This window comes from Ancylobacter koreensis, assembly GCF_023016525.1.
Lineage (GTDB): Bacteria > Pseudomonadota > Alphaproteobacteria > Rhizobiales > Xanthobacteraceae > Ancylobacter > Ancylobacter koreensis.
On the sequence record NZ_JALKCG010000001.1, the window covers coordinates 1,502,037 to 1,527,537 of the forward strand.

General features: G+C 68.8%; 21 protein-coding genes. 15 read left to right on the plus strand and 6 right to left on the minus strand.

The genetic code is table 11. The features are described from left to right. Positions 1-30: 30 nt before the first annotated feature. From MWN33_RS06905 to MWN33_RS06925, 5 genes are all read left to right on the plus strand, one after another. Entirely contained in the window at positions 31-528 is a 498-nt protein-coding gene (locus tag MWN33_RS06905) for a tripartite tricarboxylate transporter TctB family protein (protein WP_247199688.1), read from the plus strand. A 9-nt stretch (positions 529-537) separates the two neighbouring features. Then, positions 538-2,049 carry a tripartite tricarboxylate transporter permease gene (locus MWN33_RS06910; protein ID WP_247199689.1) on the plus strand — a complete coding sequence of 504 codons (1,512 nt, stop codon included), beginning with the start codon at positions 538-540 and terminating at the stop codon, positions 2,047-2,049. A 64-nt stretch (positions 2,050-2,113) separates the two neighbouring features. Beyond that, positions 2,114-2,410 carry a DUF6166 domain-containing protein gene (locus MWN33_RS06915; protein WP_247199690.1) on the plus strand — a complete coding sequence of 99 codons (297 nt, stop codon included), beginning with the start codon at positions 2,114-2,116 and terminating at the stop codon, positions 2,408-2,410. A 7-nt stretch (positions 2,411-2,417) separates the two neighbouring features. Beyond that, on the plus strand, positions 2,418-3,209 hold the full coding sequence (locus tag MWN33_RS06920; protein WP_247199691.1) for an alpha/beta fold hydrolase: 792 nt from the start codon (positions 2,418-2,420) through the stop codon (positions 3,207-3,209). 67 nt (positions 3,210-3,276) lie between these two features. Then, positions 3,277-4,005 carry a GntR family transcriptional regulator gene (locus tag MWN33_RS06925; protein ID WP_247199692.1) on the plus strand — a complete coding sequence of 243 codons (729 nt, stop codon included), beginning with the start codon at positions 3,277-3,279 and terminating at the stop codon, positions 4,003-4,005. A 76-nt stretch (positions 4,006-4,081) separates the two neighbouring features. Here MWN33_RS06925 and MWN33_RS06930 read toward each other — a convergent pair whose 3' ends face one another. Then, positions 4,082-5,191, minus strand: a complete 1,110-nt coding sequence (locus tag MWN33_RS06930; RefSeq protein WP_247199693.1) for a Zn-dependent alcohol dehydrogenase — start codon at positions 5,189-5,191, stop codon at positions 4,082-4,084. A 168-nt stretch (positions 5,192-5,359) separates the two neighbouring features. On the opposite strand from MWN33_RS06930, the gene MWN33_RS06935 reads away from it, so the two are divergent. The 10 genes from MWN33_RS06935 (at position 5,360) to MWN33_RS06980 (ending at position 14,100) form a co-directional block, all read left to right on the plus strand. Then, the gene (locus MWN33_RS06935) at positions 5,360-6,163 is read left to right on the plus strand and encodes a sterol desaturase family protein (protein WP_247199695.1); all 804 of its coding nucleotides are present in this window, start codon (positions 5,360-5,362) and stop codon (positions 6,161-6,163) included. 38 nt (positions 6,164-6,201) lie between these two features. Continuing rightward, positions 6,202-6,597, plus strand: a complete 396-nt coding sequence (locus MWN33_RS06940; RefSeq protein WP_247199696.1) for a hypothetical protein — start codon at positions 6,202-6,204, stop codon at positions 6,595-6,597. An 81-nt stretch (positions 6,598-6,678) separates the two neighbouring features. After that, positions 6,679-6,861, plus strand: coding sequence for a hypothetical protein (locus tag MWN33_RS06945; RefSeq protein WP_247199697.1), 183 nt, complete (start codon positions 6,679-6,681; stop codon positions 6,859-6,861). Between the two features lie 173 nt (positions 6,862-7,034). Beyond that, positions 7,035-7,949: a glycosyltransferase family 2 protein gene (locus MWN33_RS06950; RefSeq protein WP_247199698.1), complete on the plus strand. Its 915-nt coding sequence runs from the start codon at positions 7,035-7,037 to the stop codon at positions 7,947-7,949. After that, entirely contained in the window at positions 7,946-9,415 is a 1,470-nt protein-coding gene (locus tag MWN33_RS06955; protein WP_247199699.1) for a sulfatase-like hydrolase/transferase, read from the plus strand. Before MWN33_RS06950 ends, MWN33_RS06955 begins: the two co-directional genes overlap by 4 nt. Further along, positions 9,412-10,092 carry a 2-C-methyl-D-erythritol 4-phosphate cytidylyltransferase gene (locus tag MWN33_RS06960; RefSeq protein ID WP_247199700.1) on the plus strand — a complete coding sequence of 227 codons (681 nt, stop codon included), beginning with the start codon at positions 9,412-9,414 and terminating at the stop codon, positions 10,090-10,092. Before MWN33_RS06955 ends, MWN33_RS06960 begins: the two co-directional genes overlap by 4 nt. A 130-nt stretch (positions 10,093-10,222) precedes the next feature. After that, complete coding sequence (locus MWN33_RS06965) at positions 10,223-11,248, plus strand: polysaccharide biosynthesis protein (RefSeq protein WP_247199701.1); 1,026 nt, start codon at positions 10,223-10,225, stop codon at positions 11,246-11,248. Positions 11,249-11,308: 60 nt separating this feature from the next. Beyond that, entirely contained in the window at positions 11,309-12,199 is an 891-nt protein-coding gene (locus MWN33_RS06970) for a dTDP-4-dehydrorhamnose reductase family protein (protein WP_247199702.1), read from the plus strand. Continuing rightward, entirely contained in the window at positions 12,193-13,359 is a 1,167-nt protein-coding gene (gene wecB / locus MWN33_RS06975) for a non-hydrolyzing UDP-N-acetylglucosamine 2-epimerase (protein ID WP_343312644.1), read from the plus strand. Before MWN33_RS06970 ends, wecB begins: the two co-directional genes overlap by 7 nt. Before the next feature lie 24 nt (positions 13,360-13,383). Continuing rightward, complete coding sequence (locus MWN33_RS06980; RefSeq protein WP_247199703.1) at positions 13,384-14,100, plus strand: sugar phosphate nucleotidyltransferase; 717 nt, start codon at positions 13,384-13,386, stop codon at positions 14,098-14,100. An 18-nt stretch (positions 14,101-14,118) separates the two neighbouring features. On the opposite strand, the gene MWN33_RS06985 is transcribed toward MWN33_RS06980, so the two are convergent. The 5 genes from MWN33_RS06985 to MWN33_RS07005 form a co-directional block, all read right to left on the minus strand. After that, the gene (locus MWN33_RS06985) at positions 14,119-15,348 is read right to left on the minus strand and encodes a polysaccharide biosynthesis protein (protein WP_247199705.1); all 1,230 of its coding nucleotides are present in this window, start codon (positions 15,346-15,348) and stop codon (positions 14,119-14,121) included. Positions 15,349-15,446: 98 nt separating this feature from the next. Beyond that, positions 15,447-19,250, minus strand: coding sequence for an NAD-dependent epimerase/dehydratase family protein (locus MWN33_RS06990; protein WP_247199706.1), 3,804 nt, complete (start codon positions 19,248-19,250; stop codon positions 15,447-15,449). Between the two features lie 253 nt (positions 19,251-19,503). Continuing rightward, positions 19,504-21,384 (minus strand): response regulator, encoded by a 1,881-nt coding sequence (locus MWN33_RS06995; RefSeq protein WP_247199707.1) that lies wholly within the window; start codon positions 21,382-21,384, stop codon positions 19,504-19,506. Continuing rightward, positions 21,371-22,264 (minus strand): CheR family methyltransferase, encoded by an 894-nt coding sequence (locus MWN33_RS07000; RefSeq protein WP_247199708.1) that lies wholly within the window; start codon positions 22,262-22,264, stop codon positions 21,371-21,373. Before MWN33_RS07000 ends, MWN33_RS06995 begins: the two co-directional genes overlap by 14 nt. Further along, on the minus strand, positions 22,261-25,380 hold the full coding sequence (locus MWN33_RS07005; RefSeq protein WP_247199709.1) for a response regulator: 3,120 nt from the start codon (positions 25,378-25,380) through the stop codon (positions 22,261-22,263). The genes MWN33_RS07000 and MWN33_RS07005 overlap by 4 nt, the downstream gene beginning before the upstream one ends. Positions 25,381-25,501 lie beyond the last annotated feature (121 nt).

The window sequence follows — 25,501 nt, forward strand, 5'->3', positions numbered from 1 at the left end:
AAGGCCCGATCCATGCGCCTGGAGTGGCCCATGTCATCCCTAGATCCTTACGAGACCGAGCCCGGCCTCTCCCGCCGGGCGGTCGAATGCGTCGTCGCCGCCCTTCTCGGCATTCTTGCCGTCGCCGTGCTGTGGGACAGCTACGAGCGCGGCGCCGGCTGGAGCAACGGTCCCCAAAGCGGGTTCTTCCCCGCCCGCATGGCGTGGATACTGCTCGCCGCCGCAGTGGTGGTGTTCGTTCAGGGCCTGCGCGCGGAAAGCCGCGTGGTCGTCACCTGGGCGCAGCTCAAGCAGGTTTTCTCGGTCCTGCTGCCGCTCACCGTTTATGTGTTCGCCATCGGCTATCTCGGCATCTACGTCGCCTCGGCATTCTTCCTCGCCGGCTTCATGATCGCCTTTGGCTCTTTCCGCTGGTGGGCGATCCTCGCCGCTTCGGTGCTCATCCCGCTGGTCACCTTCTGGGTGTTCGAGATGCAGTTCGAGGTGCCGCTGCCCAAGGGCCCGCTCGAAGCGATGCTCGGTTTCTGAGAGGGGACCATGGAAAATTTCGGCTACCTTCTCGACGGCTTCCAGGTCGCGCTGACGCTCCACAATGTCCTCTTCATGCTGCTGGGCGTGCTGCTCGGCATCGTGGTGGGCGTGCTTCCCGGCCTCGGCGGTCCCAACGGCGTGGCCATCCTGCTGCCGCTGACCTTCAGCATGGACCCGACCAGCGCCATCATCCTCTTGACCTCGATCTACTGGGGCGCGTTGTTCGGCGGGGCGATCACCGCCGTGCTGTTCAACATTCCCGGCGAGCCTTGGTCGGTGGCGACCACCTTCGACGGCTACCCGATGGCGCAGCAGGGCCGGGCGGGCGAGGCGCTGACCGCCGCCTTCACCGCCTCTTTCGTCGGCGCCATCGCCGGCGTCGTGCTCATCACCTTCCTGGCGCCGCTGGTGGCGAAGTTCGCGCTGCGCTTCGGCCCGGCCGAGTTCTTCGCGGTGTTCTTCCTCACCTTCTGCAGCTTCATCGGCATGGGCAAGGAGAACAAGGCGAAGATCATCGTCTCGCTGGCGCTCGGCTTCATCCTCGCCGGCGTCGGCATCGACACCATCTCCGGCGACATGCGCATGACCTTCGGCGTCACCGAGCTGATGAGCGGCATCGACTTCCTCGTCGTCGTCATCGGCATGTTCGGCATCTCCGAAATCCTGATGACGCTGGAAGAAGGCATGAGCTTCAAGGGCAAGAAGGCGAAGATCGACCTCATGGTGGTGCTGCGCACCTGGGCCGAGCTGCCCCGCTACTTCGTGACCTTCGTGCGCTCCTGCATCGCCGGTATCTGGCTCGGCATCTCGCCGGGCGGGGCGGTGGCGGCCTCCTTCATGGGCTATGGCCTCGCCAAGCGCTTCTCCTCACGCGGTGAGCGCTTCGGTACCGGCGAGATGGAGGGCGTGGTGGCGCCCGAGACGGCGGCCCACGCGGCGGGCACCACGGCGCTGCTGCCGATGCTGGCGCTGGGCATTCCCGGCTCGGCCACGGCGGCGGTGCTGCTCGGCGGCCTGATGATCTGGGGCCTGCAGCCCGGCCCGCTGCTCTTCGTCGAGCAGAAGGAGTTCGTCTGGGGCCTGATCGCCTCGATGTATCTCGGCAACATCGTCGGCCTCGTCGTGGTGCTGTCCACCGTGCCGCTGTTCGCCGCTATCATGCGGATTCCCTTCGCGCTGATCGCGCCGGTGATCCTGATGATGTGCGCCATCGGCGCCTACACGGTCGCTAACGCCTCCTTCGACATCTGGCTGATGCTGGTGTTCGGCGTTGTCGGCTACGTGTTCAAGAAGCTCGACTACCCGCTGGCGCCGATGGTCCTCGCCCTCGTGCTCGGCGACCGGGCGGAGGATGCGTTCCGCCAGGCGCTGATCGGCTCGGCGGGCGACCTCTCGGTGTTCTGGGACAACGGCCTCGTCACCAGCCTGATGGCGATCTCCCTCGCGCTGCTGCTCTGGGGCCCGATCGCCGATGGCCTCAGCCTGCTGCGCACTCGTCGCCCGGCGGCGGCCGAATGAGACCGGACGGCGCGGTCTTTCCCCCGCGCCGTCCGCCCCGACACAGCGAGCAAAGAGCAAAGCCATGAAGACCTATCGTGGAGACCGCACCATCGACGGCGTCGCCGTCACGGTCGACGGCACGCTTCTGCCCGAGCGGACCGACCTGCTGGAGATCAGCAAGGACGGCTTCGAGTGGAGCTATGAGGGCCACGCCCCCGCCCAGCTCGCCTTCGCCATGCTGGTCGACCATTTCGGCGACCCGGCGCAGGCCGGCCGCCATTACGAGCGCTTCATGCGCGACGTGGTCGCCAATTTCGGCAATGAGTGGGAATACACCAGCGCCGACATCGACGCCGCGCTGGCGGCGGTCGCCGCCTGACATGTCGATGTCCGTGCCCGCCGCCGCGCTTGAGGTCCATCTGCTCGACACTCCGTCCGGCCCGGTCGAGTGGTTCGGGCACGGCGCGGCGGCGCCGGCGCGGGGCTCATTCGTGCTGCTGCACGGCATCCAGAGCACGGCGGCGAGCTGGCGGGGCGTCGCCGGCCATCTCGACGACGGGCGCGCTCTGATAATCCCGAACCTGCGCGGGCGTGGCCGCTCGCACCGCCCCGCTACTGTGGCCGGCTACACGCTCGCCGGCTTTGCCGACGACCTCGCCGCCGTCCTCGCCATGGCGCCCAGGCCCGTCACGCTCGCCGGGTGGAGCATGGGCGTGCTGGTGACGCTGGCGACGCTCGACCGCCACGGGCTCGACGGCGTGAGCCATCTCATGCTGGCGAGCGGCACGGCTCGCCCGGGCGGCGAGGCGGTGTGGTTCCGCGCCGCGACGCCGGAGGAACTGGTCGCCGAGGCGCAGGCCCGCGCCGGTCGCCTGGGCCTCACCGAGGCCGCCGATCCGCTCGCCGTCGCCGGCGCCTGGCTCTCGGTGCGCGACTGCAACCTGGAGTGCGTTCTGCCGCGCATAACGGTGCCGACCCTGGTGCTGCACGGCGCGCGCGACGACGAGTGCCCGCCTTCCCACGGCAGGCGCATCGCCGCCCTCGCGCCGGGCGCCCGCTTCGAGCTTTGGGAGGGGGCGGGCCACCCCCTCATGGCCCATGATCCGCAACGCCTTGCGCGCACATTGCTGCGCCTTTGTGCCGCAGAAACGCCCGCTACGATCGTCGCATCCCAGTGATATTCCAATAGCATTGCAACAGTGCATCACTGCCGGCACAATCTCCGTGCAGCGTTCAGGAGTGCTCATGCCGACGGCAGGCGTAAAGCGGGCGAACAAGACCGACAGCAAGAAGTCCCCGGCCGCCCGCGCGCGCCGGTCACGCAAGTCCGAGACGCAGGATTTGACCCTGACGGATCGCGCCTATCGCGAACTGGAGGAGTTGATCTCCACCCTGCAACTGCCGCCCGGCACGGTGCTGTCGGAGCTGGTGCTGGTGAACCGGCTCGGCATCGGCCGCACGCCTATCCGCGAGGCCTTGCAGCGTCTCGCCCGCGACGGGCTGGTGCTGGTGCTGCCGCGGCGGGGCATCCTGGTCTCCGAGATCAACCTGCGCACCCAGCTCCGCCTGCTGGAGACGCGGCGCGTGCTGGAGCGTCTCATCGCCGAGCTCGCCGCCGAGCGCGCCAATGACGAGGAGCGCGACGCTTTCGGGGAGATCGCACGCGGCATGCGCGAGGCGGCCGAGCGGGCGGACGGGCTCCAGTTCATGCGGCTCGACCGCGAGATGAACACGTTGGCCGCCGAGGCGGCGCGGAACGAGTTCGCCGCGCGCTCCATGGGGCTGATGCACGCGCTGTCGCGGCGCTTCTGGTATCAGCACTACAAGCGCGTCGCCGACCTGCCGCTGGCGGCCAATCTCCACGCCGAGCTCGCCGCCGCCATCGCGCGTGGCGACCGGGCGGCGGCGGGCGCCGCCTCCGACCGGCTGATCGACTACATCGAATCCTTCGCGCGCAAAACGCTGGATGACTAAGACGCTGGACGACTGAGGCGCTCGACGATTGAGTCGGGCGTCACGTGCCGGGAAGCGCCCGGCACGCCGGCACCTTTCAGAACATGATCACGCTGCGGATGGTCTCGCCGCGCTTCAGCGCCGCGAAGCCCTCATTGATCTCGTCGAGCGCGATGCGCCGGGAGATCAACTCGTCGAGCATCAGCCGCCCGTCGAGATAAGCCTGTGCGAGCAAAGGGAAATCCCGCGCCGGCCGGGCTCCGCCATAGCTGGAGCGGCGAATGCGCTTCTCGCCCATCAGCGAGCCCCAGCGGAAGGCGACGTCGCTGGCGACGTCGATCTTGCCGAGCCAGACGATCTCCCCGCCGGGCCGCACTGCCTCTGCGCTGGTGCGGAAGGCGGCGGGATGGCCGGCCGATTCGATCACCACATCGGCGCCGCGTCCCTGAGTCAGCCCTCGCGCGGTGTCGGCGGCGTCTTCGGTGGCGGCGTTCACGAGGGTGTCGGCACCCATCCGGCCGGCGAGGGCGAGCTTGTCGCCGTTGAGGTCGACGGCTATGACGTGGCCGGCGCCGGCGAGCTTCGCCCCCTGCACCGCCGCCAGCCCGACCGCGCCGCAGCCGAGCACGAGAATCGTGTCGCCGGGGCGGATCGAGGCGACGTTCATCGCCGCGCCGGCGCCCGTCATCACGCCGCAGCCGATCAGGCAGGCGCGGTCGAAGGGCAGCGCCTTCGGCACGGGAATCGCCTGCTGGGCCGGCACGGTGCAGATCTCGGCGAAGGAGCCGAGATACATGAGCTGGCGCAGCGCCCGCCCGTCCGCCAGCCGCGCCCGCGGCGCGCCGTCGAAGCCGAAAGCCTGCGGGCCGTTGGCGAGATAGCCCTCGCACAGGATCGGCAGGTCGCGACCGCAATAGAAGCAGCCGCCGCAATGCGGGTTCCAGGAGAGCACCACATGGTCGCCGGGGCGCACGCCCTCGGCCTCCGGCCCGACCTCCTCGACGATGCCGGCGGCCTCGTGGCCGAGCATGATGGGCATGGGAAAGCGCAGCCCACCCTCGATCACTTCGAGGTCTGTATGGCACAGGCTCGCCGCCTTCACCCGCACCCGCACATCGCCCGGACGCAGGGGTTCGGCGATGACCGTCTCGATGGCGAGAGGTGCCTGCGCGGCATGCAGCACGGCGGCGCGATAGGTCAGCGGCACTGGTCGTTCTCCCCTTTTCCGGCCCCTCCGGCCCCCGACTTTCGGCAGGCTTTACGGAAGGGCGCTTGATCTCTGATGTAGCGGTGATATATTAGAAGTATCTCAACAGAAGACAAGCGTCCGGCACGGTGTCCGGGTGCGTGTAAGGGAAGGCCTCAGGAGGACGACATGGAACTCTCCGCCAGCGTCATGACCGACCGCCAGCGCAAATACCGGGCGACCTACAGGGAGCGGGTGGCCGGCTGGTACAATGGGTGGTTGCATATCGCGGTCATCTACACGATCGGCTTCACCGCGCTCTATGTGTACGTCTCGAACATCCGCGCCGTGGCGTGGTGGGAATGGCTCACCATTCCGGTGGTGTTCCTGTTCTGCAATTTCTTCGAATGGGCGCTGCACCGCTATGTGATGCACCGGCCCTCGCGCATCCCGCTGCTGCGCGCGGTCTATAACCGCCACACGCTGATGCATCACCAGTTCTTCACCGAGGAGGAGATGCGCTTCGCCGACCATCACGACTGGCGCGTCACCTTCTTCCCGCCCTACGCGCTGGTGACCTTCACGCTGATGTCTATCCCCGGCGCCGTGGTGCTGTCCTGGCTGGTCTCGCCCAATGTCGGCTGGCTGTTCATCACCACCACGACAGGCGTGTACCTGCTCTACGAATTCATGCACTTCACCACGCATATCGACGAGAACTGGTTCGTGCGGAACGTGCCCTTCATCAACACCAACCGTCGCCACCACGCAGCGCACCACAACCAGTCGATCATGATGGAGAGGAACATGAACCTCACCTTCCCGATCATGGACTGGGCGTTCGGCACCTCGGACCTCGACCGCGGCTTCCTCGGCCATCTCTTCAACGGCTACGACACCCGCTTCATCAAGACGGACATGCGCAAGACCTCGCGCACGCCCCGTCCCGCCGGCAGCGGTTCCTCCCCGATGAGCCAGCAGCCCGCCGAGTAGCGGGCCGCCCCACCCATCCGCGCCAGAAGGAGACCGTCATGGCCGCACTCGAACCGAATGTCGTCGCGCTTGCCTGGTTCGCCCTGTTCTCGACGCTGTGCTGCGTCGGCTTCCTGATCCTGTCGGGCTCGTTCCCGCTCAACGCCGCCCGCGAGCGGGGCCAGGCCTCCAGCCCGGCGCTGGCACTGCTCAACGGCGCGCTGATGCTCATGCTGGGCGGGCTCACCCTCGCCTTCGGCCTCATCGAACTGCGCCTCACCAGCGTGATCGTGGTGGCCGGCCTCGCCTTCCTGTTCGCCCCGGCCTCGTTCGAGATCTGGCCGGAACGCTGGAAGGACGGGCGCGCCGTGCTCGCCATCATGGCGGTCGCGCAGATCGGCGCGCTCGCCGCGCTCTACAGCATCGGGGGCGACGTGCTCGCCCCGGTCGTCTAGCCCGGATCGGGAGGGCCCGCGCCATGAGGAACAGCGCCGCCGCCCCGTCCGCCATACCCTATCAGCCCAACGGAGCCGACCATGCCCACGATTGTCAAACTCGCCATCTCGCTGATCGTGATTCTTGTCGCGGCTGCGGGCTATGCCCTGCAGGCGCATCTCGGTCAGGTCGGTCCGAAATACGCGGTGCTGGCCCTGGGGGCCTTCATGGTGATCGCCATGTGGCTGTTCCCGGAAGTCTCCCGTAAGGAAATCCGGAAGTAATCTGCCGGTACGGCAGCACTACCCGGCAACCCGGCCTGCTCCCAGGCCGGGTTTTCGTTATTTTCTTGGGTTCGCGGACCTCGCCCCAGCGGCGGCTCGCTTGAACGGCCTGGCACGCGAGGTACATAATCGGCCAAGGCTGCGACGGTTTCGCGCCCGCGTGATCGAATGAAATGAAAATCGTCTGCGTCATCCAGGTTCGCAACGAGGAGCGGTTTCTACCCGGCTTCCTCCTCCACCTGGCCCCACATGTCGATGGTATCGTCGTCCTCGACGGCGGCTCGACCGACGCGACGCTCGCCATGCTCGCCGCCGAGCCCAAGGTGCTCTCCGTGCTCAGGGAGAACGCCCCCGACGCCCCGCATGCGCACGAGATCGAGAACCGCCACCGCCTCATCGTGGAAGCGGCGCGGCTCGGCGCGGACTGGGTGGTGTGCCTCGACGCCGACGAGCGGCTGGAGGAGCGTTTCCTGCGCCGGCTGCGTGCCGATCTCCTCGTGCGCGAGCGGCAGGGCGCGCATGTGCTGTTCGTGCGCATCGTCAACCTGTGGGACAGCGCCGATCATTACCGCGTCGACGGCATCTGCCGGCCGCGCTGGACGGCGCGCCTGTTCCGCATGCCGCGCACCCTCACGCGGCGCGGACCGCTGCTGCACCAGCCCTGGTTCCCGCCCGAGCTTGACGACGCCCCGCGCGGCTACGCGCCCGCCAATCTCTACCATCTCAAGATGATCGAGCGGCGCGACCGCGAGGCACGCTTCGACAAGTTCGCCGCCATCGACCCCGATCACCGCCACCAGCCCATCGGCTACGATCACCTGATCGACGAGAGCGGACTGACGCTGCAGCCGATCCTGCCCTTCGCCGGCTATGTCGACCTGCCGGCGTCTGAATGGTTGCCGCCGCCCGCGCGCCCTGCGACGTCCGACTGCCGGAGCGACGCCGCCTTCGCCGCCCGCTTCCACCTCGACACCCGCGAGCGATTGCCGGCGCTGGCCGCACCGGGCACCCCCGCGCCGGAATGGCCGCTCCTGCACGGCTTCGACTTCGAGGCGTTGTTCTCCCGCGTGGGAAGCCGGGCGACATGATGAGCACGCCGCCCACCTCCCGCCCGCGCCGGAACCTGTTCGTCTTCCACCTCGAAAGCATCTCCTGGCAGACTCTCAACGCCTTTCCCGAGGCATTCCCGAACCTGCACGCGCTGATGGGCGAGGCGCGCAGCTATCGCTCGCATTTCGCCTCGGCCAGCTCCAGCCAGATGGTGATCGCCGCCTTCCTGCACGGCAATGATTTCGAGATGGACCGGGCCGAGGGCATCGCGACGCCGGCGGGCAATAATCCCAGCCTGTTCGCCACGCTTGAAGCCGCGGGCTACCGCACCTCGCTGCTGTGCGCCTCCGCCTATCCCCAGCGCCCGCTGCTGCGGATCCTCGCCGGCTCGCTCCCTACGGCGTGGAGCACCAGCGATTTCGGCGCGTTGCTCGCGCGCGTCGAGGCGGAGGTCGCCGACGGGCCTTTCGCCATCTATGTCTGGTGCCAGGTGCCGCATATCGAGGCGAATCTCGCCCTGGCCTCCCACGCCGCGCATCTCGACGATCTGCTGGCGGGCGGCTGCGCGGTGGCGGACAACCTGCTCGGTGCCATGGTGGAACTGCTGCGCCGGGCCGGCACGCTCGACGACACCACGCTCGTCGCCTATGGCGATCATGGCGACGATTTCGGCACGCACGGCTTCAAGAGCGGCATGCTGCACGGCACCGAGCCCTACACCTCGCTCATCCATACACCGCTGGTGATCCGCGACGCCGCGCTTGCCGCGGGCACCGACCATCGCCTCGTCAGCACGGTCGATCTGGCGCCGACCTGCCTCGAACTGCTGGGCTTCGCGCCGACGCTGCCCTTCGTGCCTTCCGGGCGGAGCGTTCTTTCCGGCCCGCCGCGCGGCGAGGCCTTCTCGCAGAACCTCACGGCCAACCAGCCGGACATGGTGGATGACGATGTGCGCCAGTGCTTCGCAGCGGTCGATCGCTCGCATGCGCTGCTGGTCACGCGGCGCGGGCTGGAGCTCTATAATCACCGGCTCGACCCCGGCAACCACGCCAACCTGCTGCATCATTTCGAGTTCGACGCCGAGGGCCGGCTGCGGCTGCTGGAACCGAAGGTCTGGACCCGCCCGCATTTCAGGACGGTGCATCACCTGTGGCGCACCGGGCTGCTGCAGGAAAGCGCGCTGCGCCTGCGCGACAGCCTCAGGGCCCATGTCGCCGCCAAGAACGACTATGTACGTGCCGGGATGGCGGAAACCAAGGGAGAGAGGGGCGAGCCGGGGCCGACCCTGCTCGACATGTCGGCCTTCGACCGCATCAACCGGATCGGGCGCGGCATCTTCTTCGATTCGGCCCGCGCGCCGGAGAGCCATCCGGAGGCCGAATCGCGCTGGCGTCCATGGACCGGCAGCGGCCCGCCCGGCGGCGCCAGGGCGCGCCCGCGCTGGAAGAAGCTGATGCCGCGGTTTCTCAGGCGGCTCTTCAACGGCAGGAAGCCTTCGCGATGACGGTGCAGGGTCTCATCCAGGCGGCCGGCAGCGGGTCGCGCCTCGGGTTCGGTCCCAAAGCCTTCGTGCGGCTCGGCGACCGCACGCTGCTGGAGCATGCGGTCGCGCTGCTGCGGCCGATGGTCGATCTCGTCATCGTCGCCGCGGCTGCCGAGGATGTCGCGCGTGCCGGCGAACTGGTGGCGGGCGACCGCGTGCGGGTCGTCGCAGGCGCACCGAGCCGCAGCCAGACCACGCGGCTGCTCGTCGAAGAAGCGTCCGCGCGCTGGCTCGTGCTGCACGACGTGGTGCACCCCTTCGCCAGCCCCGGGCTGGTCGCCGCCCTGCTCGACAAGGCGCGGGCGGCAGGCGGCGCGGCGCCCGGCCTCGTCAATGCCGAGTTCCTCTACAACAGGGACGGCGACCTGCTGCATGCGCCGGGCGAAGTGCTGATCGGCCAGAAGCCGGTCGCCTTCGCGCGTGAGGCGGCGATCGCCGGCTATGCCAGCCTGCCGGCGGGCGGGCTCGTCAGGGATCCGAGCTTTCTGGATATTCTGGAGCGCGGCGGGGTGCGCACCGCCTTCGTGCCGGGCAGCGCGCTGAACATCAAGATCCCCACCCCCGATGACCTTCGGCTGGCCAATGCGCTGCTCACGCTCGCCGCGGCTCCGGGCGTGGAGGGGCCGGCGAGCGGCTAGGCAAACGGTCAGGCTAGCGGCCAAGGAGGCGGCCAGGCTGGCGATGTCGCCGAGCCGGGATGTCACCTCGCCCCAACTTGTGGCGCGGCGCGGTGAAGTCGCGTATGGAGGCCGCTGCGAGGAGCGGTGCATGCAGCAGGATTGCGTTCTGATCACCGGAGGCACCGGCTCGTTCGGCCGGACCATGCTGCAGGATTTGCTGCGCAGGGGTTGCCCGGAAATCCGCATCCTCAGCCGCGACGAGGAAAAGCAGGACATGCTGCGCAATTCGCTGCGCAGCCCGAATGTGCGCTTCTATATCGGCGACGTGCGCGACCGCGACAGCGTGGACCGGGCGATGGCGGGCGTCACCCGCGTCTTCCACGCCGCCGCGCTCAAGCAGGTGCCGTCCTGTGAGTTCTTCCCGATGGAGGCCGTGCGCACCAACATCGTCGGCTCGGAGAACGTCGTGCGCGCGGCGGTCGAGGCCGGGGTGAGGAGCATCGTCTGCCTGTCGACCGACAAGGCGGTGTTCCCCGTCAACGCCATGGGCATGTCGAAGGCCATGATGGAGAAGATCGCCTGCGCGATCGCCCGCTCCATCGGCCCGGACGCACCGACCACCATCGCGCTGGTGCGTTACGGCAACGTCATGTACTCGCGCGGCTCGGTGATCCCGCTGTTCGTCCGGCAGATCAAGGAAGGCGCGCCGATCACCATCACCGAGCCCGGCATGACGCGCTTCCTCATGCCGCTGCGCGATTCGGTGGCGCTGGTGCACCATGCCTTCACCCATGCGCGGCAGGGCGACCTGTTCATCCGCAAGGCGCCGGCCGCCACGCTGACGGACCTCGCCACCGCGCTGAAGGAACTGTTCGGCCGTCCCGATCACCCGGTGGACATCATCGGCTGGCGCCACGGCGAGAAGCTCTACGAGACGCTGGCGAGTGCGCAGGACCTCAGCCACAGCGAGGATATGGGCGAGTATTTTCGTGTCAGCATGGACGGGCGCGACCTCAACTACCGCCCCTATTTCACCGAAGGCGATATCCATGCGGCCGAGCATCGCGACTACCACTCGCACAACACCGAACGGCTGGATGTCGAGGCGATCAAGTCGCTGCTGCTGTCGCTGCCCGAACTCGCGGCCGAGCTCGACGCGTGGAACCGGCGGTGAGGCCGGGTATGTCGCGGCGGGTGTCGGCCGGCGGGCGGGGTACATCGTGAGGACCGTGGCGTGAAAGTCGTTGTGCTCGGCGTCACCGGCATGCTCGGCAATGCGGCGATGCGGGTGCTGGCGCGCGAGCCCGGCATCGAGGTGTTCGGCGTTTCCCGCCGCCCGGTCACGGCGGAAGAGTTTCCGGGCATTCCGGCGGAGGCCTTCCTGCGTATCCCCGACGTTGCGGCGCTGGATGCCATTGGCGAAATCCTCGCCCGCACGCGGGCCGATGCCGTCATCAACGCCATCGGTATCGTCAAGCAGCTCCAGAGCGCCGACGATCCCCTCGTCGCCCTGCCGATCAACGCGCTGCTGCCGCACCAGCTCGCCCGCCTGTGCGCCGGGCATGGCGCGCGCCTGATCCATGTCAGCACCGATTGCGTCTTCGACGGCAGGCGCGGCGCCTACACCGAGGCGGACGTCGCCAACGCGACCGACCTCTATGGCCGCAGCAAGCTGCTGGGCGAGGTCGACGCGCCGAACGCCCTCACGCTGCGCACCTCGATCATCGGCCACGAGCTCGGCAGCCGGCACGGGTTGATCGACTGGTTCCTCGGGCAGGAGGGATCGGTCTACGGCTTCACGCGGGCGATCTTCTCCGGCCTGACGACGGTCGAACTCACGCGCGTCATCGCCCGCCATGTGCTGCCCGATGCCGGGCTGCGCGGGCTCTACCACGTGTCAGCGGCGCCAATCAGCAAATTTGACCTGCTGTCGCTGGCTGCGCGGGTGTATGGAAAGAGCGTCGCCATTCTGCCGCGCGACGAGCCGGTCATCGACCGCTCGCTGAATTCGGACCGGTTCCGGCAGGCGACGGGCTACCGGCCGCCGGACTGGCCCACGCTGCTGGAGGAATTGCGGACCGGCTATGGCATCCATGCGGCCGAGGGGGTGACGCGCCCGTGCTGAAAGTCATGACGATACTGGGCACCCGCCCGGAGATCATCCGCCTGTCGCGCATCATCGCCCGGCTGGACGCGTTCTGCGCACACAGCCTGGTCCATACCGGCCAGAACTACGATTACGAGCTCAACGAGGTGTTCTTCGAGGACCTCGGTGTGCGCCGGCCCGACCATTTCCTCGGCACCGGCGGGGGCACCCTCGGCGAGACGATGGGCCGTATCCTCATCGAGAGCGAGAAGGTGCTCGCCGCCGAGAAGCCCGACGCGGTGCTGATCCTCGGCGACACCAACTCCGCCATCTCCGCGCTGATGGCGCGGCGGATGAAGATCCCCGTCTACCATATGGAGGCCGGCAACCGCTCCTTCGACCGCAACGTGCCGGAGGAGACCAACCGCCGCCTTGTCGACCACATCTCCGATTTCAACCTCGTCTATACCGAGCATGCCCGCCGTCACCTGATCGCCGAGGGTATCGAGCATCGGCGCATCTACCTCACCGGATCGCCCATGCGCGAGGTGCTGGACCATTACCGCGACCGCATCCTCGCCTCCGATGTGCTGGAGCGCCTCGGCCTCGCGCCGCGCGGCTATTTCGTCGTCTCGCTGCACCGCGAAGAGAACGTCGACAGCCGGGCGCGGCTCGGCGATCTGGTCGACACGCTCTCCACGCTGGCGGCGCGCCACGACCGGCCGGTGATCGTCTCGACCCATCCGCGCACGCGCAAGCGGCTGGAGGAACTGGGCGTCGAGGCCGACGGGCGCGTACGCTTCATGAAGCCCTTCGGTTTCCACGACTACAACTGCCTGCAGATGAACGCCTTCTGCGCCGTCTCCGACAGCGGAACCATTGCCGAGGAATCGTCCATTCTGGGCTTTCCGGCGGTGACGCCGCGCGACGCCATCGAGCGGCCCGAGGCGCTGGACACCGGCTCCATCGTCATGACCGGCCTGTCGCGCGAGGCGGTGCTGCGCGGCGTGGAGATCGCCACCGGCTTCTTCGCCGCCCGCATGGCGGCCGGCGAGCCGCATCCGGTGCCGGAGGACTACAACGTCACCAACACGTCGGAGCGCGTCGTCAGCCTCGTTCTGGGCACCGCGCCGCTCTCCAATGGCTGGGATGGAATACGCGTGAACGACCTCGGCAAGCCGGGTCGGCACGGCGGATGAGACGGGTCTAGGGGCGGGCGAGCCATGGAACGCGCGAACAAGAGAACGGCGATCGTGCTCGCGGGCGGCAAGGGAACGCGGCTGCGGCCCTACACCATCACCATACCCAAGCCGCTGGCGCCGATCGGCGACAAGCCGATCGTCGAGCTGATGATCGAGCGTCTGGTGCGCGCCGGCTTCGAGCGCGTGGTGCTCGCGGTGAACCATATGGGCGACCTGATCCGCGCCTATTTCGGCGACGGCAGTCGCTGGGGCGTCGAGATCGCCTATTCGCTGGAAGAGGAGCCGCTCGGCACGGTCGGGCCGCTGCGCATCATTGACGGGCTGCCGGAGAACTTCCTGGTCGTGAACGCCGATGTGCTTACCGACCTCAAATTCATGTCGCTGCTGGAAGGCCACGCCGTATCGGGCGCGGTCTTCACCGTCTCCGCCATCCGCCGCGAGCAGCGCATCGAGTATGGCGTGCTCACTGTCGAGGACGGAGCACTGGTCGGCTTCCGGGAGAAGCCGGTCTTCGAGCACATGGTGAGCATGGGCGTCTATGCCGCCTCGCGGCGCATCGTCGACTACATCCCGCCCGCCGGCCCGTTCGGCTTCGACCAGCTCATGCTGGCGCTGCTCGCGGCGGGCGAGAAAGTCGCCGTCCATCATCATCACGGCCTCTGGCTCGATATCGGCCGGCCGGACGATTACGAGATCGCCAACGAGATGATCGCCGGCGACAAGGACCGCTTCCTCTGAGGCTGCAGTCGGTCGCGGTCAGGCACGCTGGTCGAGATGGCGCTCGGATTCGGCGTGGCGGAAGCCCGGGACGACACGCAGCAATTGTTGCTGGACATCCCGCTTGGTGACGTCGCGGGCCACGTCGTCGCGCAGTGCCGCCAGTTCCTCGATCACCGCCGGCAAGTCGACGGGATAGGCTGCGTAGGGGATGCCGCTGAGCTCCGCGAGCCCGATGCCGGCCGCGCTCTCGCCGGCGCCGACGAATTCCTCGTAGGGTTTCTCGCCGCCGGTATCGAGCGGCGTCACGATCAGCGGATAATGCCCCCGCGCCAGATCCGCCTCGACGCCCCGAATGGCCGCCGCCTCGTCCTCGTAATAGGCAGGCTTCAGCCCGTAATGGGCGAGCACGCCCTCGGCGATCTCCAGCAGCGGGCGCAGATTGGTCGCGGGGTCGAGATTGGGGAAGGCGATGTGCCCGGCCGGCGCCGCGCAGGCGGCGAGCAGGCAGATCTCGCCGGATTCGCGCAGGCTCACGAAGAAGCGGCGCGAACCGTCCGGCGCCGCCAGCGGCTGGCGCCGCGCGAGGCGAAACAGGAAGGCCTGCGGCAGGCTGCCATTGGAGAAGGCGACATTGGCGAAGCGCGTCGAGCGGCGCGTGGCGCCCTGCGTGCCGGCGTCGAACAGCACGTGCTCCATCAGCCGCTTGCTGGCGCCCATGAAGCTGGAAGGATTGGCCGCCTTGTCGGTGGAGACGGCGAAGATCTCTGCCCCCTCATGGCCGTAGAGCGGCAGCCAGCGCAGGAAGCGGTCGAGCTTCAGCACGTTGGTGTCGAGCATCTGCAGCAGCGAGGGCACGTCTTTTTCCGAGCGCACGTGCTTGTGGGCGGCGAAATGCAGGATGTGGTCATAGGCCGGCTCGTCGCGCAGATGCCGCTGCATGGCCGGGCCGCCGAAGTCGATCGGCAGGAAGCGCAGGTCCGGCGGCAGGACGATGTCCGCCTGCGAGCGCAGGTCGCGCGTCAGCTCGGCGAGCGGATTTTCACCGATGTCGACGACATGCACGGCATGCGGCCGGAACTTCAGCAGTTCGCGCAGCGTGCTGGCGCCGATGCTGCCGGCGCCGCCGAGGATCAGAAGCCGCTTTCCGCCGATGCGCTCGGTCAGGACATCTCTGGAATTCTCGACATCTCTGGTAAAGAGCGACGCTTTGCGATGGGTGGCGACGTAAGAGAGGTCATCGTCCGAGAATTTATCCAGTAAAGCCATCGCGAAAGCTTCCCCTTGGGTCGTGCCGGACTGTATACGGACCGGCGGGTGCGCTGGCAACCAAGTGGCCGTCGGACATGAGGGCATGCCGGGGGTGGCTACTTTCCCGGGTCGCGCCCGCTCTTTCGCCGTCGCGCGGGCGCGAGATACCTCTCGAAATAGAAAGGCTCGGCCCCGGGAAGGTCATCCGTCGGCAGCGTCGCCGGCTCGACCTCGAAAGCCCGGCTGCGCAATTGCTCGAACAGGTCGATCACGGCGTCGGGCGCGCTGTCCGGCGGCAGCAGCCAGGTCGCCGGTCGGCCCTCGCAGCGCTCGATCAGCGCACCGATGGCGCTGGCGACGACCGGCAGGCCGGCGGCCATGCCGTCGTTGAGCGAGTAGCACCACGTCTCCGGTACCTGCGAGGGATACCAGGCGAGGTGCGGGGCGATGGCGCCGATCCGCGCCGACAGCGTTCCCGGCGCGAACCAGCCGTGATTGACCAGCGCGGCCGAGGAGGGCAGGGGCTTGCCCATCTCCGAGGCGCCGAGGATGTGGAACTCGATCGGAATCCTGCGGGCGAGCACCCGCTCGGAGGCCTGCACGAGAATGTCCCAGCCCTTGTGGTCGGCAATGGGGCCGAAGACGAGGACGCGCAGAGGCTCATCGCCCCACAGGCGCGGCACGAATACCTCGCGCTGCTCGATCGGCGGCTTCAGCCAGTTCGCTGCGGCGATCACCTCGAATTCCGGCCGCAGCGCCCGCAGCCGCTGCGCCATGTCGCGGGAAATCGCGATGCGTCGCGCGGCCTTGGCGTAGAGCGGCAGCGGCGGCTCGCGCAGCAGCGCGACGCTGGGCGCGCCCTCGCCGACGAACCGGCCGTCGCGGCCGGACAAATGCGGCTGGTGGGCAACCAGATGATAATCGACCAGCGTCACGTCAAAGGGCAGCCCGAGCCGTACCAGCAGGTCCTCCAGCTCCGCCTCGAAACCGATGGCGTGATGAACGTCGACATGGTCGACGCCGAGGGCCTCCAGCACCTGCGCCAGCGCCCCGGTCTCCACGCGTTCGAAGGCGATCCCCTGCGGCGGGTGGGCCGCCGTGTCGGACAGGACGAAGGGGCGTCCGTCGCCGCCGAAGAGGAACAGCACGTTGGCGAAGCGCGCCAGCGCCTCGGCGAGCGCGCCCGCGTGGGTCAGCGTGCCGCCGCCCCAGCTGTGCAGGCAGAGCAGCACGGTGGGGCGGTCCGGGTCGAGCCGCTGTGCCAGCAGCGACACGGCGCCTTCGCGGCCGAGCGGGTCGACGCTCGGGCCGCGGGCCTGCGGCTGCGCGTCGGGCGGCACATAGGCCGAGGCCTCGCAGGGGCCATCGGCGAATTTCGGATGCGGCGGCAGGCCGCGCGGCGCGCCGCGCGTGAGGAAATGGCGCAGCGGGGCCTCACGGCGATTCCAGTCCGGCGCCCGCTGGACATAGAAGCTGCCGTGAAACCACGGATTCGGCTCGCGTCCCGCGCTCCATCCCGTGGCGAGATAGTCGACCCACACCCTGAGGCCGCTCCCGCCGACAAGGCCGTAGGTCGCGCGATACCAGGGCTCGTCGATGACATGGGCGAGACCCGCCCGGCGCAGCGTGTGGCGGATCAGGCGCGCGCCCGTCCGGCGCAGCGAGCGGGTGCGCAGCAGCCGGAAGCCGAGTGCCAGGTTGAGGCGCGCGAAGGGGCGCCCCAGCGCGGTCAGAGACTTTGCCGGCAGGTTCGGCAGGCCGAGCGCCGTGCGCTGCTCCGCCGCCCGATCCGGGGAGCCGGCGGGATGGGCGTCCCGCATCGCGCCGGAGAGGTGCCGCATCGCCTCGTCCCTGCGCGACGCCCGCAGCAGCCATGACGGCTCGCCCGGCGGGCTCGACAGGTCGACGACGGCCTCGTCGCCGGAGATCAGCGTCTCCAGGGCGGCAAGCAACTCGCTGGTCGAGGGCGGCCGAGGGCCGACATAGGCGAGGTCGGTTTCCCCGGCCCACTCCAGGGCGAGCGCGTCGGCCGGCGTCGGCGCCGAGGCGGCGCGCCGCAACGCGATGCAGTCATCGCCGTCGGCCGCTTCGAACGGATCGGCCGTCAGGATCAGCCAGCAGCGGCGGGGGAAGGGCCCCGGCTCGCGGCGTATCGCCGCCAGAGTCTCTCCGAGCGTTCCGGCGGGCGGGGTGAGGACGAGCGTATGCGGCAGTTGCAGCAGGGCCTGCCTTACCCGGAAAGCGGCATAGTTCGCCGCGCCCGCATATGGCGACTGCGCAAGGCTGCGGGCGACCCGGATCAGGAAGCGCTCGACCGAGCCGTCATAGGCGACCATCTGCTCGGGGGGCGTCCGGTCGATCATGGAAATCATGAGACAGTCGGCTTCCGGCAGGTGCGCCGGCGTGCGCGAGCCCTGCGCGGGATGAACGCGCTGCCTCACCAGCGTGCGCGGCACGTGGAGAAAGGGCAGCCGACGCGCGATGCGGAACCACAGCTCGTAATCCTGCGTGGTGGGCAGGCCGACCTTGAAGCCGCCCAGCTCCAGAAGGGTCTGGCGCGGGATGAGGAAGGTGCACCCGTTGAAGCGCCCGGTCAGAAGCCCGTCGAGCGGCCTCTCGGCAAGCCGCTGCGGGCCGAGCTCGACAATGTGCAGCGGCTCCCCGGCCTCCGACATGATTTCGTAGTCGCAGAAGACGAGATGCGGCCGGCCGGCCTCGCGCAGCGCGCGCACCTCCTCCTCGATCTTGCCGGGATGATAGAGGTCGTCATGGCTCAGCCAGCTGAACAATTCGCCGTCCATCGCGGCGATGCCGGCGTTGAGCGCCGTCGCGACGCCGCCATTGGACTTCTCGATGTAGCGGATGCGCCCGCCATAGCGCGCGGCGACGGCAGCGGTCGCCCCGCCATCCGTCGAGCCGTCATTGACGACCACGACTTCGAGGTTGCGATAGGTCTGTCCGAGCGCGCTGTCGATGGCCTCGGCGAGGAAATCGCCGCCATTATAGACCGGGATGACGATGGAGACCCGCGGTTCGCCGGCGGTCGGAACGGGTTCCGCCGCTTCCCCCGTCGCGCGCGCCGCAGCCACCGTGCGGGCGATACCCACCGACAGCGGGATGGCCCGCGCCCAGCCGGGAAGCCCGCCCGCCGGAGCCGGCCCGACGGACGCGTGCCCCATGAACGATGCCGGTTCGGGGGAGGCTACAGCGCGCTCGATCAGCCGAGCCAGGTCGCCGATGGACACCGTGTCGGCCGCCTCGACATTGAAGGCGTGGCCGGCGACGTCCGGCGCCAGCGCCGCCTGAACCAGCGCGTCGACGAGATCGTCGACATAGAGGAAGCGTCGGCGCACCTCCGCCGCCTGCGGCACGAGGGGATCGCCCGCCAGCGCGCGCGCCACGAAGTCCGGTACTACGGCGTCGCTCGCCTGGCCGGGCCCATACACGTTGGAGGGCCGCAGCACGACCGTCTCCACCCCGCCCTCTTGCCCGAAGTCCAGGACGAGCCGCTCGGCATCGAGCTTGGAGGCGGCGTAGACGCTGCGCGGGTCGAAAGCGCCGCTCGTACCGGGGGAGGGACCGAAGACATGCATGGTGGAGAGAAAGACGAAGCGCCCGATGCCGTTCGCGCGGCAGGCTTCGAGGGCATTCCGCGTGCCCGTGACGTTGACCGCGAGAGCGTCCGCCGGCGCCTCTTCCGCCTCGGTGACGGAGGCCTGCCCGGCCAGATGGAACATCACGTCCACCCCGAGGCTCGCGTCCCGCAGCGAGGCGGCATCGAGCACATCGCCGAGGGCGACGTCGTGCGCCGGCAGCGGCAGTTCGTGGTCCTCACGCCGGACGAGCGCCTTGACCCGCCACCCCTCACTCGTGAGGCGTTGCACCAGATGACGGCCGACAAAGCCGGTCGCCCCTGTCACGAACGCCGTCTTGCACCTGCGGACCATACCAGCGTGCGGCTGTGCGCCACCCTTGTTCGACGTGGCGCGGACACTGGCGCAACCGCCTCTGTGAATCAAGCCGCGAAGGTACCTTGCGATGGCATCAATCGGGGCGCGCAATCTCCGGTGTCTGCCCTTCGCTTCGCGGCCGTGCCGGACGAGACAGAGCGAAACGGCACCTAATGGCGACGGCGCGCCTCGCGGTGTCGTTCGCCTCTATACTGGCGGCATACTAGCGCGGCGCATTCGCGCGGGCGGCCGGCCGCAACGCGACCACCTTGGGATCGGTGCCGAGCATCCGGGCCGCCGCGTCGAGCAGCTGGCGCGGGGTGAAGGGCTTGCCGATCACCGGGGCCTGCGCGAAGGCGGGCGGCAGGTTCTCGCGCCCATAGCCGCTGACGAAGCTGAACGGGATGTTCTTGCGCGTGAGGGCGGCGGCGACATCGTCGACCGGTTCGCCCTGCAGATTGCCGTCTAGGAACACGGCCTCGACGGCTTCCGCGTCGATGGCGTGCAGCGCGTCGGCGACCGCGCCGACGGGGCCCAGCACCTTGGCGCCGGCATCCTCCAGTATGGAGATCAGCTCCAGAGCCACCAGCGGCTCGTCCTCGACCACGAGGATCGCCCGCCCCTCCAGCGCCGATTTCGGCGCCGCCGGCTCGACGCGCCTTGCTTCCTGCCGCGGGGCGGGGCGCGAGGGGGCGCTGTCTTCCTCGCCGCCGAGCGGCAGCAGGAAATCCCACAGCACGCCGTCGCCGCCATAGGACACGGCCGCCGATCCGCCGTCCGGCTTCACGCTGTTCTCGATCAGCATCGAGCCGAAGCCGCGCTTCACCGGCGCCTTGACCGGCGGGCCGCCGGTCTCCTGCCAGCGTATCTGCAGCCGCTCCGCCGCCACCGACCAGGTGAGCGCCACCCGGCCGGTCGGGCCGGAGAAGGCGCCGTATTTGATGGCGTTGGTGGAGAGCTCATGCAGGATCAGCGCGAGCCGCAGCGCGGTCTGCGGCCGCAATTGCACCTGCGGCCCGGAGGCCGAGAGCCGCTGCGGGTCCACTGCGCCGAGCTGAAGCTGGTCCTGCACCAGGTCCATCAGGTCGGCACCCTGCCACGTGCTGTCGCTGAGCATGCCGTGCGCGCGGGCGAGTGCCTGGATGCGGCCGGAGAAGGTCGCGGAGAACTGCTCGGGGCTGCGCGTGTAGCGCAGCGTCTGGGTGGCGATGGCCTGCACGCTGGCCAGCGTGTTCTTCACCCGGTGGTTCAGCTCGCCGATCAGCAGCCGCTGGGTCTCCTCGGCCTGCCGCCGCTCCGTCACGTCGAGGATCTGCACGCTGAGCGACAGCGGCCTGCCCTCGCCATCCCGCAGCACCGAGCTGTACCATTCGCAGTCGAGCATGGCGCCGGCGCGGGTCCGGCACCCCACCATGTTGTGGCCGCGCTGGTGCGCGGCATCCGCCATGGAGGATGCGAACAGCGCCATCAGCGCCTCGGCGCAGGCATCGGGCAGCCAGCCCAGCGCGTCGAGGCGGTGGCCGACCATCTCGCCGGCCGACCAGCCGAACAGGCGCTCGGCGCCCTTCGACCAGTCGCGGACCCGCATGTCGGGGTCGAATTCGACGATGGCCAGCGGCGAATTGTCGGTGTGCGCCTTGAGCCGGTCGAGCGCGCCCTGGAGCTGCGTCGCCGCCCGCGCGAGTTCGTCCTTCTGGCGCGCGAGCTGCTGGTGCTGCCGGGCGATGTCGAAGAAGACCTGCGCCTTGCTTTTGAGGATGAGCGGATCGACCGGCTTGTAGATGAAATCCACCGCGCCGGTCTCGTAGCCGCGGAAGCGGCGCCCCTCGTCGGTGGCGGCGGCGGTGACGAAGATGATGGGAATCCGCCGCGTGCGCTCGGTGCCGCGCATCAGCTCGGCAAGCTCGAAGCCGTCCATGCCCGGCATCTGCACGTCGAGCAGTGCGAGGGCAAAGTCGTGCTCCAGCATGAGTTCGAGCGCCTCAACTCCCGAGCGGGCCTTGAACATGACGAGGCCGTCGCGCCGCAGCAGCGCCTCCAGCGCGCGCAGGTTCTCGTCGATGTCGTCGGCCAGCAGGAACTTGACGGGTTCAAGCGGCTCCATGATGCGACTCTCCATGACGAGGCTTATGCGCGATGGCCGCCGAGCGGCGGTAGATGCGCTCGGGCTGGGCGAAGGGGGTGAAGGCGTCGGCGTGTTCGGGCGGGTGCAGGCTCTCGTTCATGCCGAGGCCCAGAAAGCCGCCCCGCGCCAGCGAGTCGCGGAACAGGCCGACGGCGCGGTTCTGCAGTTGCGGGTCGAAATAGATCAGCACGTTGCGGCAGGAGATGAGATGCATTTCGGAGAACACCGCATCGGAGGCGAGGCTGTGCTCGGCGAAGACCGTGCGGGCGCGCAGCGTCTTGTCGAAGACCGCCGCGCCATAGGCGGCGGTGTAGTAGTCCGACAGCGAGGTGCGCCCGCCGGACTTCTGGTGGTTAGAGGTGAAGAGCGGAAGCCGGTCGAGCTCGTAGATGCCGGCCTGCGCGCGCGCCAGCGCCGCCGGATTGATCTCGGTGGCGTAGAAGATGGTGCGCGATTCCAGCCCCTCCTCGCGGAACAGGATGGCGAGCGAATGCAGCTCCTCGCCGGCGCTGCACCCCGCCACCCACACCTTGAGCGAGGGAAAGGTGCGAAGATGCGGGATGACGCGCTCGCGCAGCGCGCGGAAATAAAGCGGGTCGCGGAACATCTCGCTGACCTGCACCGTCATGCAGTCGATCATGGTGGCGAGCAGCGGCGGCTCGTGCAGCAGGCGCGCCTGCACATGCGAGAGCGTCTCGCACCCGAGCCGCTGGCGCAGCAGTTCCGCCCGCCGGCGCAGCGAGGAACGCGAATAGGCGCGGAAATCGTAGTGGTAGCGCCGGTTGATCGCCTCCAGCAGCAGTTCCAGCTCGATCGCCTGGGCAGGACTCGCCGGCAGCATGTCGGGAGGTTCGCTCATCGCGGCATCCAGACACGGGCGAGCGAGAGCAGCTTGTCGACGTCGAGCGGCTTGGCGAGATAGTCGTTGGCGCCGGCGGCGAGGCACTGTTCCTGATCGTCCGCCATCGCCTTGGCGGTCAGCACGATGATGGGCAGCGACTGCCAGCGCGGGCGCTGGCGGATTTCGCGCGTGGCGGTCAGCCCGTCCATCTCCGGCATCATCACGTCCATCAGCACGAGGTCGATCCGGGTGCCGCTGGTTTCGGCCGCCTCCAGATGCTGGAGCGCCTCGCGCCCGTTGCGGGCGATCTGCACCTGCGCGCCATGTGGTTCGAAAATGCTGGTGATGGCGAAGATGTTCCGCACGTCGTCCTCGACCACGAGGATGCGCCGGTCTTCCAGCAGCGCGTCGCGGTTGAGCGAGGTCGCCAGCAGGGCGCGCTGCTGCTCGGGAAGCTCCGACACCACCTGATGCAGGAAGAGCGTCACCTCGTCGATGAGCCGCTCCGGCGACTTGGCGCCCTTGATGATGATCGACTTCGAATAGCGGCGCAGGCGCAGCTCCTCGTCGTCGGAAAGCTCGCGCGCCGTGTAGACGATCACCGGCGGGAAGGCCGTATCCTCGTCCCCGGCGAGTTGCTGGAGCAGGTCGAGGCCCGAGGTGTCGGGCAGCGTCATGTCGAGCACCATGCAGTCGAAGGTCTCGCCGCGCAGATGCTCCAGCGCTGACGAGGCGGTGGCGCAGCCGACCGTTTCGACGTCCTTCGTGCCGAGAAGCTCCCCCAGACCCCGCAACTGCGCGGGGTCGTCCTCCACGATCAGGATGCGCCGCACCGGCCGCGCCATCCGGCTCTCCAGCCGTTGCAGCGCCTGCACCAGCTCCTCGCGCTTCACCGGCTTCATCATGTAGCCGACCGCGCCATAGGCCATGGCGGCCTCGACATAATCGCTCACCGACACGACGTGGATCGGAATGTGCCGCGTGCGGGCGTCGCGCTTGAGCCGGTCGAGCACGGTGAGGCCGGTATGGTCGGGCAGCGCCATGTCGAGGATGACGGCGTGCGGCAGATATTGCCGGGCGGCGATCACCCCGTCATCGGCGGTGGCGGCGACGATGCAGCGGAAGCCGAGCTCATGGGCGAGGTCGAGCAGGATGCGCGCGAAAGCCGGGTCGTCCTCGACCACCAGTATGATGCGCTCGCCGGACTTGAGGCTCGCGCGGTCGTCCTCCACGCCGAAAACCGGGCGCGGAGCGGCCGGCGCGCCTTCCGGTACCAGGCGCGGCGCACCATGCGCCCGCCGGGACGGGCGCACCACGACCATGGGGGCGGGGCTCTCGCGGTCGGCGTCGGGGCCGCTGAACCGGCACGGCAGGCTCAGGCTGAAGGTGCTGCCTTCGCCGAGCCGGCTTTCCAGCCCGATCTCGCCGCCCAGCAGCCCGGCCAGCTCCCGCGAGATGGACAGGCCGAGCCCGGTGCCGCCGTGCCGGCGGTCGAGCGTGCCGTCGGCCTGGCGGAACGCGTCGAAGATCATGTCCTGATCCTCTTCGGCGATGCCGATGCCCGAATCGCGCACGGAGAAGACGACGCGTCCGTTCTCGTCCGCGCCGACGCCGAGCGTCACCTCGCCCGCATCGGTGAACTTGACCGCGTTCGACAGGAAGTTCCTCAGCACCTGTTCAAGGCGCTGCGGGTCGCTCTCCAGCCGCTCCGGCACGTCCGGCGCAATGTGAGTGCGGATCGTGACGCCCTTTTCCCCGGCCAGCGGTTCGAAGGCACGGGCGAGCTTCTCGACGAGCGGCACGATGGCCACGTCCTGCGGCTGGAGGTCCAGCTTGCCGGCCTCGACCTTCGACAGGTCGAGAATGTCGTTGATGAGGGCGAGAAGATCGTTGCCCGAGCTTTCGATCATCTGCGCGTAGCTGACCTGCTCCTCGCTGAGATTGCCGGTGCGGTTCTCGCTGAACAGGCGGGCCATGATCAGCAGCGCGTTCAGTGGCGTGCGCAGCTCATGCGACATGTTGGCGAGGAATTCGGACTTGTAGCGGCTCGCGGTGGACAGTTCGCGTGCCTGCTCCTGCAACGCGCCCTGCGCCTTGGTAAGGTCGTCCCGCTGGGCTTCCAGAAGCTGCGTCTGTTCTTCCAGATGGGCATTCGTCTCTTCCAGCTCGGACTGCTGGAGTTCCAGCCGGCGCTGGGAATCGTGCAGGGCGCGCGCCTGCTCCTGAAGTTCCTCATTGGCGGCGCCGAGTTCGTCGCCATGGGCGCGCAGTTCCTCGGCCTGGCGCCGGGTCTCTTCGAGCAGTTCTTCGAGGCGCGCGCGGTACTGTGCCGAGCGCAGCGCCACCCCGACTGGGCCGGCGATGCGCTGCAGCAGCTCCATGAGGGTGTCGGGCGGGTCGCCCTGAAAGCCCAGTTCGAGGACGCCGTTGACCGTGTCGTCCTCGCGCGTGGGCGCGATGATGAGGCTGCCGGGCTTTGCCCGCCCCATCGCCGATCCGAAATAGAGGTAGCCGTCGGGCACCTGCCGCAGGCTGAAGCTGCGGTCGTCGGCGATCGCCTGCCCGACCAGCCCGTCGCCCCGGCCTATCCTGGACGGCACGGGTGCGTCGGCCGGCACGCCGTAGCTGGCCGCGCGCGCGAAGGCGTCTCCCTCGCGCGCATAGAACAGCGCTGCCTGCGCGCCCAGCCGGTCCGAGAGGAAGGTGACGATCCGCTCGCTTAGCGCGGTTATGGCCAGGTCGCCCATCATCTGCCGGGAGAGCTCGACCTGCAGGGTCTGGAGCCACTCCTCGCGGCGCACGGCCAGCTTGTTGCGGATGAACATGAAGCCGGTAATGGCCAGCACCCAGACGGTGGCGATGCCCATGCCGCGATTGAGGCGGGCGATGTCCGGGTTGATGCCCGGCCGGTCGATGGCGAAGCCGAGGACGATGACCGCGCTCACGCACGCTGCGACGAGGAGCGGAACGGCCGGGCGCCGGGAGAGATAGGCGAGAACGGTCGGGACGAAATAGGTGATCCAGACGGCGGTCCCCAGCGGCACGGCGAGATCGGCCAGAAAGACCAGGATGGTGAGGAGGGCGAGGGCGACGTAAAGCGCCGGCTCCCGGTACTGGTTGGCGTTAAGAGTCATCGAACCGATTTCGTCCCCCTGTATGCCGCCGGGGACGCATGACGATCCGACGGGGCCGCACTGCCCCACAGTGCTGCCCGGTCGAAGGAAGGCTCGTCTGCCACTCTGCCCGGCGCTTCCA